This is a genomic window from Natrinema amylolyticum (assembly GCF_020515625.1).
In the GTDB taxonomy this organism is placed as follows: domain Archaea; phylum Halobacteriota; class Halobacteria; order Halobacteriales; family Natrialbaceae; genus Natrinema; species Natrinema amylolyticum.
Genome location: NZ_JAIWPJ010000002.1, coordinates 335,768 through 350,161 on the forward strand (window position 1 = coordinate 335,768; position 14,394 = coordinate 350,161).

The 14,394-nt window shown below is 64.3% G+C and carries 13 protein-coding genes; 4 read left to right on the forward strand and 9 right to left on the reverse strand.

Going from position 1 to position 14,394, the window contains the following annotated elements:
• Window positions 1-81 precede the first annotated feature (81 nt).
• The 3 genes from gpmI to LDH66_RS11945 all read right to left on the reverse strand — a co-directional run bounded on the left by gpmI (window position 82) and on the right by LDH66_RS11945 (window position 3,692).
• A complete protein-coding gene (gpmI, locus tag LDH66_RS11935) occupies window positions 82-1,602 on the reverse strand; it encodes a 2,3-bisphosphoglycerate-independent phosphoglycerate mutase (protein WP_226481298.1) in 1,521 nt (506 codons plus the stop codon).
• 124 nt (window positions 1,603-1,726) lie between these two features.
• The gene (locus tag LDH66_RS11940; RefSeq protein ID WP_226481299.1) at window positions 1,727-3,280 is read right to left on the reverse strand and encodes an HTTM domain-containing protein; all 1,554 of its coding nucleotides are present in this window, start codon (window positions 3,278-3,280) and stop codon (window positions 1,727-1,729) included.
• Window positions 3,281-3,413: 133 nt separating this feature from the next.
• On the reverse strand, window positions 3,414-3,692 hold the full coding sequence (locus tag LDH66_RS11945; RefSeq protein ID WP_226481300.1) for a hypothetical protein: 279 nt from the start codon (window positions 3,690-3,692) through the stop codon (window positions 3,414-3,416).
• A gap of 125 nt (window positions 3,693-3,817) precedes the next feature.
• Here LDH66_RS11945 and LDH66_RS11950 point away from each other — a divergent pair, with 125 nt between their 5' ends.
• A complete protein-coding gene (locus LDH66_RS11950; protein ID WP_226481301.1) occupies window positions 3,818-5,095 on the forward strand; it encodes a DNA double-strand break repair nuclease NurA in 1,278 nt (425 codons plus the stop codon).
• A gap of 52 nt (window positions 5,096-5,147) precedes the next feature.
• On the opposite strand, the gene LDH66_RS11955 is transcribed toward LDH66_RS11950, so the two are convergent.
• From LDH66_RS11955 to LDH66_RS11970, 4 genes are all read right to left on the reverse strand, one after another.
• Complete coding sequence (locus LDH66_RS11955) at window positions 5,148-5,687, reverse strand: hypothetical protein (RefSeq protein ID WP_226481302.1); 540 nt, start codon at window positions 5,685-5,687, stop codon at window positions 5,148-5,150.
• Window positions 5,687-5,917, reverse strand: coding sequence for a DUF1059 domain-containing protein (locus LDH66_RS11960; protein WP_226481303.1), 231 nt, complete (start codon window positions 5,915-5,917; stop codon window positions 5,687-5,689). The genes LDH66_RS11955 and LDH66_RS11960 overlap by 1 nt, the downstream gene beginning before the upstream one ends.
• Window positions 5,918-6,181: 264 nt before the next feature.
• On the reverse strand, window positions 6,182-6,991 hold the full coding sequence (locus LDH66_RS11965; protein WP_226481304.1) for a helix-turn-helix transcriptional regulator: 810 nt from the start codon (window positions 6,989-6,991) through the stop codon (window positions 6,182-6,184).
• Between the two features lie 227 nt (window positions 6,992-7,218).
• Window positions 7,219-7,551: a DUF7113 family protein gene (locus tag LDH66_RS11970; RefSeq protein WP_226481305.1), complete on the reverse strand. Its 333-nt coding sequence runs from the start codon at window positions 7,549-7,551 to the stop codon at window positions 7,219-7,221.
• 348 nt (window positions 7,552-7,899) lie between these two features.
• Here LDH66_RS11970 and LDH66_RS11975 point away from each other — a divergent pair, with 348 nt between their 5' ends.
• The 3 genes from LDH66_RS11975 to LDH66_RS11985 all read left to right on the forward strand — a co-directional run bounded on the left by LDH66_RS11975 (window position 7,900) and on the right by LDH66_RS11985 (window position 11,392).
• Window positions 7,900-8,520 carry a DUF7344 domain-containing protein gene (locus tag LDH66_RS11975; protein ID WP_226481306.1) on the forward strand — a complete coding sequence of 207 codons (621 nt, stop codon included), beginning with the start codon at window positions 7,900-7,902 and terminating at the stop codon, window positions 8,518-8,520.
• 155 nt (window positions 8,521-8,675) lie between these two features.
• A complete protein-coding gene (locus tag LDH66_RS11980; protein WP_226481307.1) occupies window positions 8,676-9,491 on the forward strand; it encodes a cohesin domain-containing protein in 816 nt (271 codons plus the stop codon).
• Window positions 9,492-9,547: 56 nt separating this feature from the next.
• Window positions 9,548-11,392, forward strand: a complete 1,845-nt coding sequence (locus tag LDH66_RS11985; RefSeq protein ID WP_226481308.1) for an ATP-binding protein — start codon at window positions 9,548-9,550, stop codon at window positions 11,390-11,392.
• 386 nt (window positions 11,393-11,778) lie between these two features.
• Here the strand turns inward: LDH66_RS11985 and LDH66_RS11990 are convergent, their stop codons facing one another.
• Together LDH66_RS11990 and LDH66_RS11995 are read right to left on the reverse strand one after the other, a co-directional pair.
• Window positions 11,779-12,873 carry a PAS domain-containing sensor histidine kinase gene (locus tag LDH66_RS11990; RefSeq protein WP_226481309.1) on the reverse strand — a complete coding sequence of 365 codons (1,095 nt, stop codon included), beginning with the start codon at window positions 12,871-12,873 and terminating at the stop codon, window positions 11,779-11,781.
• A gap of 538 nt (window positions 12,874-13,411) precedes the next feature.
• Window positions 13,412-14,311, reverse strand: coding sequence for an FRG domain-containing protein (locus LDH66_RS11995; protein ID WP_226481310.1), 900 nt, complete (start codon window positions 14,309-14,311; stop codon window positions 13,412-13,414).
• Window positions 14,312-14,394 lie beyond the last annotated feature (83 nt).

Genomic DNA, 14,394 nt, shown 5'->3' on the forward strand with positions numbered 1-14,394 from the left:
CAGACGAACGGTACCGCTCGTCCCGCCGTCATCCGTCTCGAGCGCACGGTCGCCGCCGAGCGCCGCGACCGACCCGGGCCGTCACTCGAGCAGCGATTCGCCGGTCATTTCGGGGGGCTGATCGAGGTCGATCGCCTCGAGGATCGTCGGCGCGATGTCCGCGAGCGTGCCGCCCTCGCGGATCGTCCGCCCGCCGCTGGTCCCGTCGGGCGCGAGATACACGATCGGGACCTCGTTGTACGTGTGCGCGGTGTGGGGATCCTCTTCGGTTCCCATATCGTCGGCGTTGCCGTGGTCCGCGGTGATGAGGACGTGCGCGCCGGCGTCCTCGAGCGCCTCGACTAGCCGGCCGAGTTGCGCGTCGACGGCTTCGACGGCCTCGATCGCGGCCTCGTAGTCGCCGGTGTGACCGACCATGTCCGGGTTGGCGTAGTTGAGCACGAGCACGTCCGGGTCGTCCGATTCAATGGTGTCGACGGCGGTGTCCGTCACCGCGGGCGCGCTCATCTCGGGTTGCAGGTCGTAGGTCGGCACGTCCGGACTCTCGACGATCTTCCGAATCTCGCCGTCGAACTCGACCTCGCGGCCGCCGTTCAAGAAGTAGGTGACGTGGGCGTACTTCTCGGACTCGGCGATCCGGAGCTGCGTCCGGCCGGCGTCGGCCAGCACCTCGCCGAGCACCTGTTCGGGCTGGTTCGGTGGGTAGGCCACGGGGAGATCGAACGTCTTGTCGTACTGGGTCAGCATCACGACCTCGGCGTCCGGCGGGCTGGTCTCGAACTCGTCGGCCCAGTCCTCGGGTCGAATGTCGGCGAGCATCCGAGTCAGTTGGCGGGCGCGGTCAGAGCGGAAGTTAAACCAGACGACCGAATCGCCATTCTCGAGCGCCGGCTGATCCGCAATCAGGGTCGGTTCGACGAACTCGTCGGTGACGTCGCGGTCGTATGACTGCTCGACCGCGTCGACCGCGGAGTCGGCGGTCCACTCGGCCTCGCGGTTCGCGATGGCGTCGTAGGCCCGCTTCGTCCGGTCCCAGTTCTGGTCGCGATCCATCGCGTAGTACCGGCCCGAGACCGTCGCCACGTCGCCGGTGCCATGGTCGGCGACGACCTCCTCGAGCGTCGAGAGATACTCCCGGCCGCCCGTCGGCGAGGTGTCCCGGCCGTCCGTGATCGCGTGGGTGACGGCCTCGACGTCGCGGTCGCCCGCGAGTTCGATCAGGGCGTGCAGGTGCTCCTGGTCCGAGTGCACCCCGCCGTCGCTGACGAGGCCGACGAAGTGCACCTTCCCGTCGTTTGCGCGGGCGTTGTCGAACGCGGTGTTGATCGCGTCGTTCTCCCGGAAGGAGCCGTCCGCAATCGAGTCCGAGATGCGCGTGTACTCCTGGTAGACGACTCGGCCGGCACCGATGTTGAGGTGGCCGACCTCGCTGTTGCCCATCTGGCCGTCCGGCAGGCCGACGCGCCGGCCCGCGACCTCGAGGCGTCCGTCCGATCCGGACTCCGCGAGTCGATCGAAGACCGGCGTTTCGGCCGCCTGGACCGCGTCTCTACCGCCGTCACCGAGTCCCCAGCCGTCGAGGACGATCAGCGCAGCTTCCATATAGCTCCGGTTTCCAGCGCGGCCTAATTAGCTGTCGTTGTCGGAGAGAATAGGGAATCGGTCGCGGTCCGTGTCGCGCTCGTTCGGGCGGGTCCAATTCGGGATCGTCGAGCGTCGTCGATCCTCAGTCGTTCTGGACGAACTCGCCCGAACAGTCGTACTCGATCAGGTGGTACTCGGCGATATCCGGCTCCTCGTACGGGGCGGCCCGATCGGACAGCCCGTAGACGGTGACCCGCTCGACGCCCGTCTCGTGGGTGGCGTTCCAGCGTCCGCACAGGTAGTTCGCGAAGTACGAGCGGTGGTTCTCGTTGTCGACGAACCGCATGTTCCGAACGTACTTTCGCCAGCGGGAACTCTCGTAAGTCTCGTCGACGGACGGCGGTCTGTCCCAGTCGACGGCCGAGTCGCGATAGATGTCGGTCTCCGTGCCGTCCTCGAGTTCGCCCGGCACGACGAGCCACTTGGCCCGCCAGATCGGGTCCGGAGCGAACATCTGCCAGCTCTGTTGGGCCTTCGCCTTCTCGAGCACCTCCTCGCCGCGGTCGGGCATTTCGTCGTACCCGACCGCGCCGGCGCTCGAGAGCAAGACGAGAACCAGAAAGAGCCCCGGGAGGACCGTCGAGACCAGCACTCGTCCGCGGTCCGTGACCGCGGCCAGGGAGGGCACGGCCGTCCGAAGCGACGGGAGCAGTGGCACGGAGAGCGTCGGGACGGCCCGTTGCAGCCGCGTTAGCCCGCCGCGAAGTCGCGGTGCGATCCCGGCTCGAGTCGCGAGCCGGCCCAGCGCGTCCCAGACGACCGGGGGATAGAACGGGAGGAGTCCGGCGACGGCGACCAGCGGGAAGAGACCGACCTGAATCGTGACGACCATGCCGAGGTGCATGCCAACGAAGAGCGAGGCGAATATCGCCCGCCGATACCCGGTCAGGAGGACGAGCAAGGGCGAGAGCACGAGCAGAGTCACCCAGACGTAGGTGAACGCGCGCAACAGGAGTATCTGGTCCGCGATGACGTTGCCGAGCAGAATCGTGAACTGATCTGCTCGAAAGGCCTCGACGACCGCATCGCCGGCCATCCACGTGTCGCCTCTGTGTTTGTAGATGGCGTTGCTCGCGTACATGAGCAGCGGCTGCAGGAGGACGGCTATCGTTCCGGCGGAGAACGCTGTCGATCGGTCCCGATCGGTCCGGCGGGCGTCGATCGCCCAGCGCTCTCCGAGAGGGAGAAAGATCGCCCAGAGGAGCAACATTCGAAACAGGGCGTCGCCCCCGTTGAGTACCATCGGATTCCGGGCGTGTAACGAGAGCAACAGCAGCCACGAGACGATCGCCGCGAGACGGGTTCGGTAGCCGACGATCATCGCGAGGGCGAAGAGTCCGGCGACGCAAAACAGGAGCGCCTGGACCCACGCCTCGCCGGAGATAGCGTGGAGAGAGTAGACGGATGAGTAGTCCGAAAACAGCGCCTCGAGCGGGAGGACCCCGTCGTCGGTGTAAAACGCCGTGAGGTGTCGCGACCGGAGCAGGAGGTCGACGATCACCAGCGTTCCGATCGCGATACGGAACGCGGCGAGCGCTCGCAGGTCGACCTCGAACCGTCGGACGAACGACGCCGAGGCGGCATCCAGTGCGGTCTGTACCCGATTTCGGCCTTTCGTGAGGAGGGCTCGATCCATCGTTCGGTCTTGATTCGTCCCTCCGCTTTCGTATCAACTGGTATAAGCTTGTTGTAAGCTGAAAAGACCCCTTTCCGCATGGCTCGATCGTTCGTTCGGAGCGGGCGTCGAAAAACGAACGGTCGTCGATCGTTCAGTGCGACGGTCGGGTCGCGTCCTCGTCGTGTTCGAAGGTCGCACCGCAGTCCCCACAGACGGTTTCCTTGCCGGGCTTGACTCGCTGTGCGAACACGGCACCACAGTCCTCACAAATCATGAAGAGCCGGTCTTCCGGCGCGACGCCGGCCTCGAACTCGGCGTGGATCCAGGCGTCGGGCGCCCCCTCCTCATAGAGGGTGACTCCGGAACTGGTCTGTCGCCAATTGATCGCGCGGTCGTCGCGGACGGTCGCGGCCGTTTCTCGCTCGGACATCGAGATATCTCGACTCTCGACGCGCCCATATATACGTTTTCTGATAGTTATTTACCCGGCCTCGAGTTAATCACCTGTTTCCGGCGACCACTGGATTTTTGCGGATCGGGTGGGTGCCCCCAGTCATGACGCTCGATCCGGTCCACTTCGACGGTATCGCGCGGCTCGCGAGGCGGATCGACCACGGGACCGACGAGCGGGACCGTCGCGCGTTCGCCGAAACCGTCTGGGCGGAGTTTCTCGATCCCCTGCTTCACGACGGACGACCGATCCTGGAGCCGGTCGGCGATCAGGCGCGACGGGTCGTCGACTGCGAGGGAGTCGCCCTTCGCGACCGCGAGTTCCCGACCGAACACGGGCTCGACGCGGGGACGATCAATCCGACGACGTTCACGAACGGACTGGTCATCGACATCGCGCAGGCGGCGATGAGCGCGACCCCGAGCGACCTCGACCTCCACCGATCGCGGACGACCGTGATGACGGTCCACTCGAACGACGAGACGATGATGGTCGACGAGACGTGGGGCAAGTTCGACGAGGGCTACAGCAAGAGCCGGGCGGTCAAGATCCCGCCGCTGCCACGCTTCGCCGAGGGCGTCGTCCACGCGCTCGCGCTCTACCTCGCCGAGAGCAAACACGCCCGCGACCACGCCGCCGACGTCTCGGACCTGCTCGTCCTCGACGGGCCGCTCTATCCGCGGGGCCTGCTGCGCTGGGCCGACCAGCACCCTGACCTCGCGGACTTCCTGCTCGAGGACCCCCGCCCCACGACGGTGCTGGAGAACTACGTCCGGCTGGTCGAGGACTTCGTCGACCGGGACGTCCCCCTCGTCGGCTTCGTCAAGAATCCCGCGACGCGCGTGCTCACCCGGACGCTGAAATCGAACCGAGACGTCGACGTCAGCGTGCCCTGGAGCGACGATTCGGCGCTGTTCACCCGCCTGCTCGAGCGCGGTGAGTACGTCGACGACGTCGACGGCGAGCGCTGGGAACGGGACGCGTCCGCGCTGACCTATACGAACTGGTTCCGATCGCGGGGCGGCGTCGACCGACCGCTCTCGGTCGAGGGCGACGCGCTCGGCGTCGAGCGTCGCCTCGAGCGCGAGGCCTACGAAGTCACCTTCTTCGTAATCTACGATCCCCGCGACGACCTGCTCTACCGGATCGAAGCCCCCTACGCGTTCACGAAGGATCCCGACATCCGGGAGCGGCTCGCGATGCAACTCCTCCAGGACGTCGCCGTCGCTCACGGTCCGCCGACGATCGTCGCGAAAGCCGACGAACTCGCTCGGATCAGTAACTCGGAGAAGGCGTCGCTCCGCGAGACGCTCGAGGAGCGGTTCGACGCGGCTCAGGATCGGACCTACGACGACCACCGGTGGGACGAACAGCCCTATTGACCGCTGCTGATCCCGGTCGTTCTTCATACGGCCGACTACCGAAACGGAGCCTCTAAGCCTCGGTGTTCGTACCGGCCTCGGCCGTCTGGGGTCCGGATTGGATTCCTCGGTAGGCGAGTACGGCACCCACTACGAACACGATCGTCGCGAGGTAGATGGGGCCGAGGTGTGTCACCCAGTCGTGGGCGAAGAGATCGGCGTAGTGCATCGGAAGCGCGATGGCCAGTCCGATCACGGCGGCGACGACTGCCGTCGCCCACGCCCACAGTTGCCCGCTTCGGACACCGTACCAGGCGAGCGTCGCGATAGCGATCCCGGTGGCGATGATAAACGCCGCCGTCGCGACGTGGAGATGGTTGATGTAGTGCATGACGGCCGGATCGAGCGCGTCGAGGTCCGCCGGCGTGACTCCGTTCAAGGTCGCGACGCCGAGTTCGAAGCCGGTCCCGAAGAACGTTCTGGCGAGGAAGACGATCCCGTACCCGACGAAGGCGACGCCCGAGAGCGCCATCAGGAGCGAGCCGATCCGTACGCCTCGTCCGAGTTCGTAATCAGTCCGGTGTCGGTCGGCCGTCGCCCGGTTCATACTCATCAGTCCGCCTCCTCGAGTTCGACCTCGACCGTTTCCACGTGGCGGGCGTCGATCTCGTCGAGGCTGACGTCTTTCCCGTGTCGTTCTCTGACGTGCTCACGAGTCGTCTCCAGCAGTCGTTCCTTGTCGTCCGCCTCGGTACGCATGCGGAAGACACACCCTGAAACCGCTGTATCGCACGCCACTTGAAGGCCCGTCGCGCTGTCTTTCGATCGTGTATTCGTAGTCATGAGTTCGCCTCTCGGCAAGCGAGACTACGAGACGGAGGGTCGTGTAGGCATCTAGTGGTTTCCGTGCAGTCGGTGACAGTCGTGCAGCCGCTGCACGGCGGTCATCGGTTGGAACCGCGTGACGTCTCTCTTCGCGAATCGCCGCTCCGGTCGAGGGTGTCACAGCCCCGATCACTGACCGTCGATCCGGTTTCGATACTATAGTCGGCCGCGTCTTCAGTGGGCCGCATCAAGCAGCCTCATTGCCACACCGCGTACGCGTCGTCATTCGGCGATCAGTTCGGAAGCGAGCGGTCGAGAGTCGCGTCTGAAGGACGCGTACGTCGACTCCGCCCAGTCACGCGCCTCCGGTGTGTCGGTATCGAGTAACACCCGAACCGTCCCGCTCTCGGGACAGTGTCCGCTGATCCCGACTCGATGATCGAGGATAGCGACCCCGTACGGCGGCAAGTCGTCGTGGAGTCGGACCGCGAGACGACCGCTCTCATGAGGCCCGGAACAGTGCTCCGGGTAGGTCGAGAGGATGTGTCTGGCGACGGACGGTGGATCGATGATTTCCGTGTCCATCCCGTCGCCGATCCGTCGAGCGAGTTCGTCCTTACACGGTTCGAGTAAGGCCAGATCGAACCCGACGAACCGAAACCGGTCCGTTTCTCGGAGCAGCGACGCGAACCGGTTCACCGGACGGTACGGATCGTCGGATCGGGCGACCGTCACGACCGCATCGGCCCCCATCTCGATCGAGAAACCGCTCGCTTCGTTCGGGAGCCACTGCCAGACGTCGCGGAGTTTCTGCTCGGTTTCGAACCGGCCGATTAATTCCCCCATCCCCGACGCGACGAACGTACCCAGCTGTGTCGCCTCGTACCGGTGTCCGTTCCGCTCGATCCAGTGTCGGGCCTCGAACTCGCGGAGCGTCCGTCGGATCGTGGACTTCGAAGTCCCGGTTATCTCCCGGAGATCGTCCCCGCTCTGTGGCCGTCTGACCAGTGCCTCGAGCGCGGTCACGCGATGTTCCGACCGCGCGAGGAATTCGATATCGTCGAGCGGCGAATCTGCGACAGTAGATATCATGGTAGAAGTACGCATGCTAACGGTATAGCTGTGGTCCTTCGTCACTGCTCGCAGTATCCGGACGGGTACGTCGGTGAGAGGAGGACACCGTGAGTCCGCGGACGGATTCCGCCGCATCGACGACCAGTTCTCTATGCCGATCACGTCTCTCAGAGACAGAGTCGAATACGTGACTGCTCGAGGACCGCCGAATCAGGTGACGGTTCTCGGGGCACCCGCTGCGAGCCCTAGCCGTCGTTTTTTTCGACCTCGAGTTCGACGTCGTCGGGGTCGACCCCGATCCGCGCGAACTGCGTTCGGACGTGTTCCTTGGCTCCCTCGAGGGCCTGATCGCGGGTATCGAAGCCGCGCGGCATGGGCGACTCGAAGGCGAGGTTGACCTCGCGACCGTCGACGAGTTGCGTCGTCCCGCCGCTATCGACTTCGTAGAACTCGTCGCAGACCCAGACGTACGCGGCGTCTTCGTCGGGTGCGCCGCTGAACGTGGGTGCTCGCTCACCCCGTTCGTACAGCGTCCCAGTGAGTTCGGTCCCGCCCGCCCGACCGCGTACCATGAGCATGCGCTATCGTACGCTTCGCGGACGCAAAAATGCCGTGGCATCGGCCAGCGCGCGGACACACCGCGCTCGGCTGGGTCAGTTCATCGGTCGAACCGTCGCCGAATTGATTATTTCACTAACTGGAATCGAAGGACGATATCACGAACACCCTCTTTCGTCTCATCCGATATGTATCGAATCTGTGTCATTCTCGTGTTCTGGGGTGACGTTTCCAACGGAAATTTCCTCTATCGCCCGTTCACGAGGACTTCAGCGCGTTATGGCGAAGTTACGGGAGTAACAGCGGGATTTCCGGCCCAAATCGTTTTGGAAACGATCTTATCCCCCTTGCAGAGGTTGGTACGTGTAATGAGTTCGGACGCTCACCTCGGCGGCAGCATGCCCGACCCCCTCGCAACCGTTCCGACAGAGTGTTACGAGATCCTCCGTCACCCTCGCCGGCTTCGCCTGCTCGAGGTGCTCGGTTGCCGACAGACGCGACTCTCCCTGTCGGAACTGACGACGGCCCTGATCGACGAGACGACGGGATCGAACGGGCAGACCCGACACGAGGTGCGCATCAGCCTCGTTCACAACCACCTCCCGAGACTCGAGGACTACGAGATCATCGACTGGACCGACGACGGCGTCGCGCTCGTTGACGAACCGCCGGTTCACCCCGCCGATCTCTCCGTCTTGCTCGATCTCTGTGAGGACGAGAACGCGCGAACCCTGCTCGAGACGCTCGTCGATCCCGTCCGGATGCGGCTGCTCGCTGTCCTCGAGGAAGCCGACCAGCCGCTCTCGCTCGAGCAGCTCGCCAGCCGACTCAGCGCCCACGACGGTGGGCCGTTCGCCGACGCCGAGCGCGCGACGATCGCACTCCACCACTCTCACCTGCCTGCGATGGCCGAGATCGGCGTCATCGGTTACGATCACGACTCTCGCCTCGTCACGCGATACGATCAGGTCGTCTCGATCGTCGAGTAACCGTCGACCGCGTCCGGGATCGCCTGCCGCCAGCCGTCTCGACGCACGCTCGCTTTCCTGCACGGTTCGTTCGCGTTCGACTGCCCCACCGACAGTGGCGTCCGCCGTGATCGACAAACGGTAAGACCGTCCCGTCCGTAGGGAGAGCCGTCGCGATGGACGCAAGTGATGATGGATCCCGCTCGCTCGACGAGGCGGTAGCCGCCGGTCTCCGCCTCGTCAGCGGCACTGGTCTCGCCGTCCTGCTCGCTCTCACCCTCTCGATCGCGCCCATCGCGGGGACGGCCGCCGCGATCGATCAGGTCGCGATCGTCTCGCCCGATCGATCACAGGTCGAGGCCGCGCCCGGCGAGACGGTCGAAATCGACGTGACCCTCCGGAGTCAGGGCGGTCACGGCGGGGAGGGTATCGACGCGGTGACGCTGATCGCCCGGTACCACCCCGAGTACCTCGAGATCGAGGGCATCGACCGGGGCCCGTGGCTCGAGGGGGGCGACACCGAGATTCAGACGACGGAGACACTCGCCCACGAGCGGGGGACGGCGATCATCGAGCAGCGCCGCGAGCCGGCCGCCGGCGGTGCGACCGGCGTGGGGACGATCGCGACGCTGACCGTCCGGGTCGCCGAGGACGCGCCGGCCGGTGCGACGACGATTTCGTTCGACGAGAGCGACGTCAACACCACCGGAGACTGGCCGGTCGCCGTCGTCGACGAGTCCGCGACGGTCGCGATCGACGGCGGCACCGAGTCGCTCGACCCGCTCGAGTCGTTCGACCATCCCGATCCCAACAAACTGGCGCGGGACTCGGACGGCGAGAACGGGGGAAACGGCTCGAGCGATGCCGAGAACGAATCGGCGGCGACCGACGACAGTGAGCCGGTTCCGGGGTTCACGGCTGAGATCGGGCTCGCGGCCGTTACGATGGGATTACTGCTTTTCGCAGTCGCTCGTGACCGTCGCCGGGGATAAACAGTCCATCCGACTGGAGGGAAACGCGTTTGTGGGACGGGCCGGATGGGGTTGGTATGAGCGATCTGGGAGACTTCGGCGATTTCGACGCCGACGCCGGTACCGAAGACGGCTCGGCGGCCGACGAGACGGGCTCGCCGTCGTCTTCGGGTTCTGAGGGCGCGGCGAGTTCCACGAGCGACGAGGTAACGAACGATTTCGAGGCGACGACGGTCGAGCCCAGCGGCGAGGACGTCGGTATCGGGACGATCTGCGTCTCCCAGGGCCTGCGAATCGCCGAGGACGCGGACGATACGACGCTGCGAGCGTACGTCACCCGCGGCAACCGGTCGTCGATCCGCATCGGGAGCTACCTGCTCGCGCCCTATCCCGACGGCGAGACGCTGTTCTGCCGGATTACGGGACTCGAGTACGCCCAGCAGTATCACGCCGACGACGCGACGGAGATCCACGCGCGGCGGGCGATGCGGACCGACGAGATCGACGAGGCCGACTACAAGTTCGTCGCGAATCTCGAGCCCGTCGCGGTGCTGTACGACGACGACGGCGAACTCAAACGGCGGATGACCGACCGCGTGCCGAAACCCCAGACGGTGATCCGGCAGGCCGACGACACCGAGGAGATCAAAACGGGGCTGAAGATGCCCGACGACGGCGTCTTCCTGGGTCACCTCTCGGTCGGCGGCGAGAAGGTGCGGACCGCTGCGTCGCCGCCAACTATCGATTACCGGCTGAAAGACGACTACGACGCCGGCGATCCGCTCGTCTTCCGCCACTCGCTGATCGCCGGCGGAACGGGGTCGGGGAAGACCCACGGCGCAAAGAACATTCTCCGGCAGTACCTCGCCGACGACCGGACCTACCCCATGGACGACGGCCGCGAGGTCAGCCCCGCCGTCGTCCAGTTCGATCCCCAGGACGAGTACGCCCAGATGCACGACGACAACCCCGATCTGGACGACGAGTTCGCGCGTCGCCTCGAGCGCGAGGGAATCGCCTACGGCGGCCACGACGATACGACCGCCTTCATTCCGAAGGTCGGGTCAGCGTCGTACGCGGCGGGCCACCACCGCGCGGAACAGGTCGAGTTCACGATTCCGTTCTCGATGGTCCACGACAACCCGTGGCTGGTCGCGGGCAGCGGGCTGAACGACAACCAGTACGGCGCGCTCACCAGCGTGCTCCTCCCGCGGTTCCGCAAGCAGTACAGGAGCGGGGGGACCTACGAGGAGTTCACGACGTTCCTCGACGACCCCGCGCTGCGTGAGGAACTCGACGAGTCGGGTCGCGTCCACGAGGCGACCTTCGACGCCGTCCGGCGGCGGGTGCTCGGCTTCGGGCACGTCTTCGATCAGGACGCGCGTCCGATCACCGAGCTCGTCCACGACTTCGTCCGCCCCGGCGGGCTGACCGTGGTGCCGACCTACCACATCAACGACAGCCGGGCCACCGAGGCTATCGTCCTCGCGGTCTCCTCGCTCATCATCGACCAGAAGCTCTCGAACGATCCGGACTACGACCGGGTCAAGGAGACCCCGCTCGTGCTGGGTATGGACGAGGCCCACAACTTCCTGACCGACGCCGACTCGGTTCAGGCCGGAAAGGTCATCACGAAGTTCACCGAGGCCGCCAAGCAGGGCCGAAAGGAGCGCCTCGGTCTCTTCCTCATCACGCAGGATCCCCAGGACATCCACGACGCCGTGTTCAAGCAGATCAACACCACCGTCGTGCTCAACCTCGGCGACGAGGACGCCATCAAGAGCGTGAACATTCCCAGCAACCTCGAGTCCAAAGTGCCCTACATGGAGAAGGGCCAGATGGTCGTCTACTCGCCGGATAATTCGGAGCCCGTCGAACTCATCGGGCTGCCGAAATGTCTGACTCGGCACGGACGGGACTGAGCGTCTCTTCGCTATCGGAACCTCGAGTCACACGACTGGCTCTCGAACCGGCCGCTCAGTAGACGTAGATATTGAACGGTGGTCGGTACACGAGCATCCGCGAGCAACGCGAGCAGTTCACCGCCGGAGCGGGGTGAAACCCCGCGACGGCGGCCTTTTGGCATCATCAGAACCGCTTTGCGGTTCTGATTAGCAGTCAGAACGCAACGCGTTCTGACAGCATCAACGGGTTTTGCCGGGGTTCGACCGAGTGAGCGAAGCGAACGAGGAAGGACCCCGGTAAAAGAGGTTGAGTGGAGGGTCATCGAATCATGCCGAATCCGAGCGCATATTCGGCACGCACTGCTCTCGGTCAGAGCAGCGCGTGACTGATCAGGACGAGAGTTTCAATTATCCCGACCGCGTGCCGCGGGTATCGTAAACGAGAACGTCGCTCCGTCTTTCGAGTCGGACGTGATCCAGATATCTCCGTCGTGCCGTTCGACGATACGTTTACAGAGCGCGAGCCCGATTCCCGTTCCGGCGTGCTCCTCGTAGCTGTGGAGACGCTGGAACATCTCGAAAACCCGGTCTGCGTCCGCCGAGTCGATGCCGATTCCCTCGTCACTGACCGAAATGATCCACTCGTCCTCGTCGAGCGTCGCGGAAATCCGCACCCGCGCCGCCTGCTCGCCGCTGTACTCGATTGCGTTGTCCAGCAGATTCTGAAAGACGTGACGGAGCTGGCTGGCGTCACCCGTGACGGTCGGCAACGATTCGCTGGTGATTTCGGCGTCGGCGTCCTCGATCCGCATGTCGAGATCCAGTAGTACGTCGTCCAGCACTGTCTCGAGATCGACCGAATCGTTGGGATCATCCTGTGTCTCGACTCGCGAGTATTTGAGCAGTCCTTCGATCATCTCGCGCATCCGCTCGGCACCGTCGACGGCGAACTCGATGAACTCGCTCGCGTCCTCGTCGAGTTCGTCCCCATACTGGCTCTCGAGCAGTTGCAGATAGCGCGTCACCATCCGTAACGGCTCCCGAAGATCGTGAGAAACCGCGTAGGCGAACTGCTTGAAGTGCTCGTTCGACGTCTCCAGCCGTCGCTGGTACTCGCGGCGCTCGGTGATATCGAAATGTGCGACGGCGACGTATCTCCGATCGCCGTCGGTGAACGATGCCGCCCGCATGAGGAACCAGCGTTGCTCATTCGGAGAGTGACACGGATATTCGAATTCGAATTGTTCCCGGTCGCCCGCGAGCACCTCGGATAACCCAACGGCGGCAGTCTGCCCAGTTTCCGACTCCGCTCGGTTGGTAATTTCGAGATAGTTGGTTCCGATCAGATCCGGCCGGGAATCGACACCATTCGATTTACCGAACTCCTGCCATGCGTGGTTCGTATGCAGTATCGTGCCGTCATCATCGAGGATAGCGAAGTTGATCGGGAGCGTATCGAGTGCCGCTGGAACGAGAGCCTCAAGCTCCTGAGCGTTCATAACTGCTCCATATCGCCGGAATTGTCTTCGGCACGGAAGATGCCGTTTGCGTCTTCGGGATTCTCTCGGGGAGTACGGTCTGACATGGTGTGTTGCTTGAGTGGCGGTTCTGTGACACTCCTGTGGCCGGCCCACGGCCGTTCCGCCTCTTGACTTTCTCTCTGCGGGGCGACTACAGGGAAAATATCTCCATCTAAACAGACGGAACTGCATGCGTATAAGATGCGCATTCACCCAGATGATCAAACAAACCAGTCGCGATCGATTTCCACAGTACTGCCACAGTTGGTCCAATCGCAGTTGAATCACTGAAAAAGCGCTGGCTGAACCGGGTCCGTTCTTCGAACACGTCGTCAGACTCAGCGGGAGGCCCACCACTGCGTCTCTCCGCGCGCTAAACGGGTAGAGTATACAGTCCCCCGAATCAGCTCTATAGTATATCGGGATAACAAGTCTCCCACCTGTACTGATCACTGAGGGGGTGACCGAATAACGGGGTTTCCTATAGAACTCACTTCTCGGCTCGTGTCCGTTCCCGTTACTCCTGGGACTGCGGCTGATAGTACTGCTTGAGCCAGGTCGCCAGCCCCTCGAGGTCGGGGAACAGCGTCCGGTGATTGACGTTCATCTGGTCGAGTTTGTCGCGGAACTCGAGCTTGCGCTCGCCCGGAATGACGATCTTGCGGTAGCAGTCGGGACGGTCCGCGAGCCACTGATCGAGGATCAACCGCGGGTCGGACTGGAACGAGAAGACGGCCGACTGGTTGACGATGCGGTCGTCGATCGCGGGCGGGCGGAAGAACATGACGTACTCGTCGTCCCGCTCGGTTTCGGGCGCCCACAGCTCCTGCCAGAGTTCGTTCACGCGGGAGACGTCGTTGAGGTTTCGGGCCGGGGCGCGTCTGTCGCCGGTGTCCTCGCGCAGTCCGTACTCGAGGGTCGCGTTCGAGAGGAGGTGGGTGTCGAGCATGTGCGTCTCCGTCATCTCGAGGACCGCCTGATAGTAGTCGGGCAGGTCGGCGTGCAGTTGCCGGTAGTCGACGGCCCAGATCGCGCCGTCGTGTGCGGTGTCGCCGGTGTACGTCGCAAAGTACGCCGCCACCAGCGGCGAGAACGACCAGTCGAGCAGCCTGGTCGGCAGCCCGTAGTGCTGGGCGATCGAGAGCAGGTGCCAGACCGATCGGGGCTCCTCGATCTCGTCCGCCGCGTACTGGGCGAAGTTCCGGAGCAGGAGGGGCTCGAGGTTCCACTTGCCTGAGTCGCCGACGAAGCGACTGATCGAAGTCTCGAGGCTGAACGATTCGTCCGGAACGCCGCGGAACACGTACGGCGAGCGGTGGCGGCCGATGTCGCCCATCCACATCTCCTGGGAGATCAGTTGCTGAAGTTCGGTCCACGTCTCGGCCCGCTGGATCGATTCGGGACGGGCTGCGGTCATCGGTTCGCACGGCCGCTCCGGGCTCGGTCCTGAATCGGTGCCACAGTGGCCGACTTACTCGCGGCGCGAGCAAAAGCGATTTT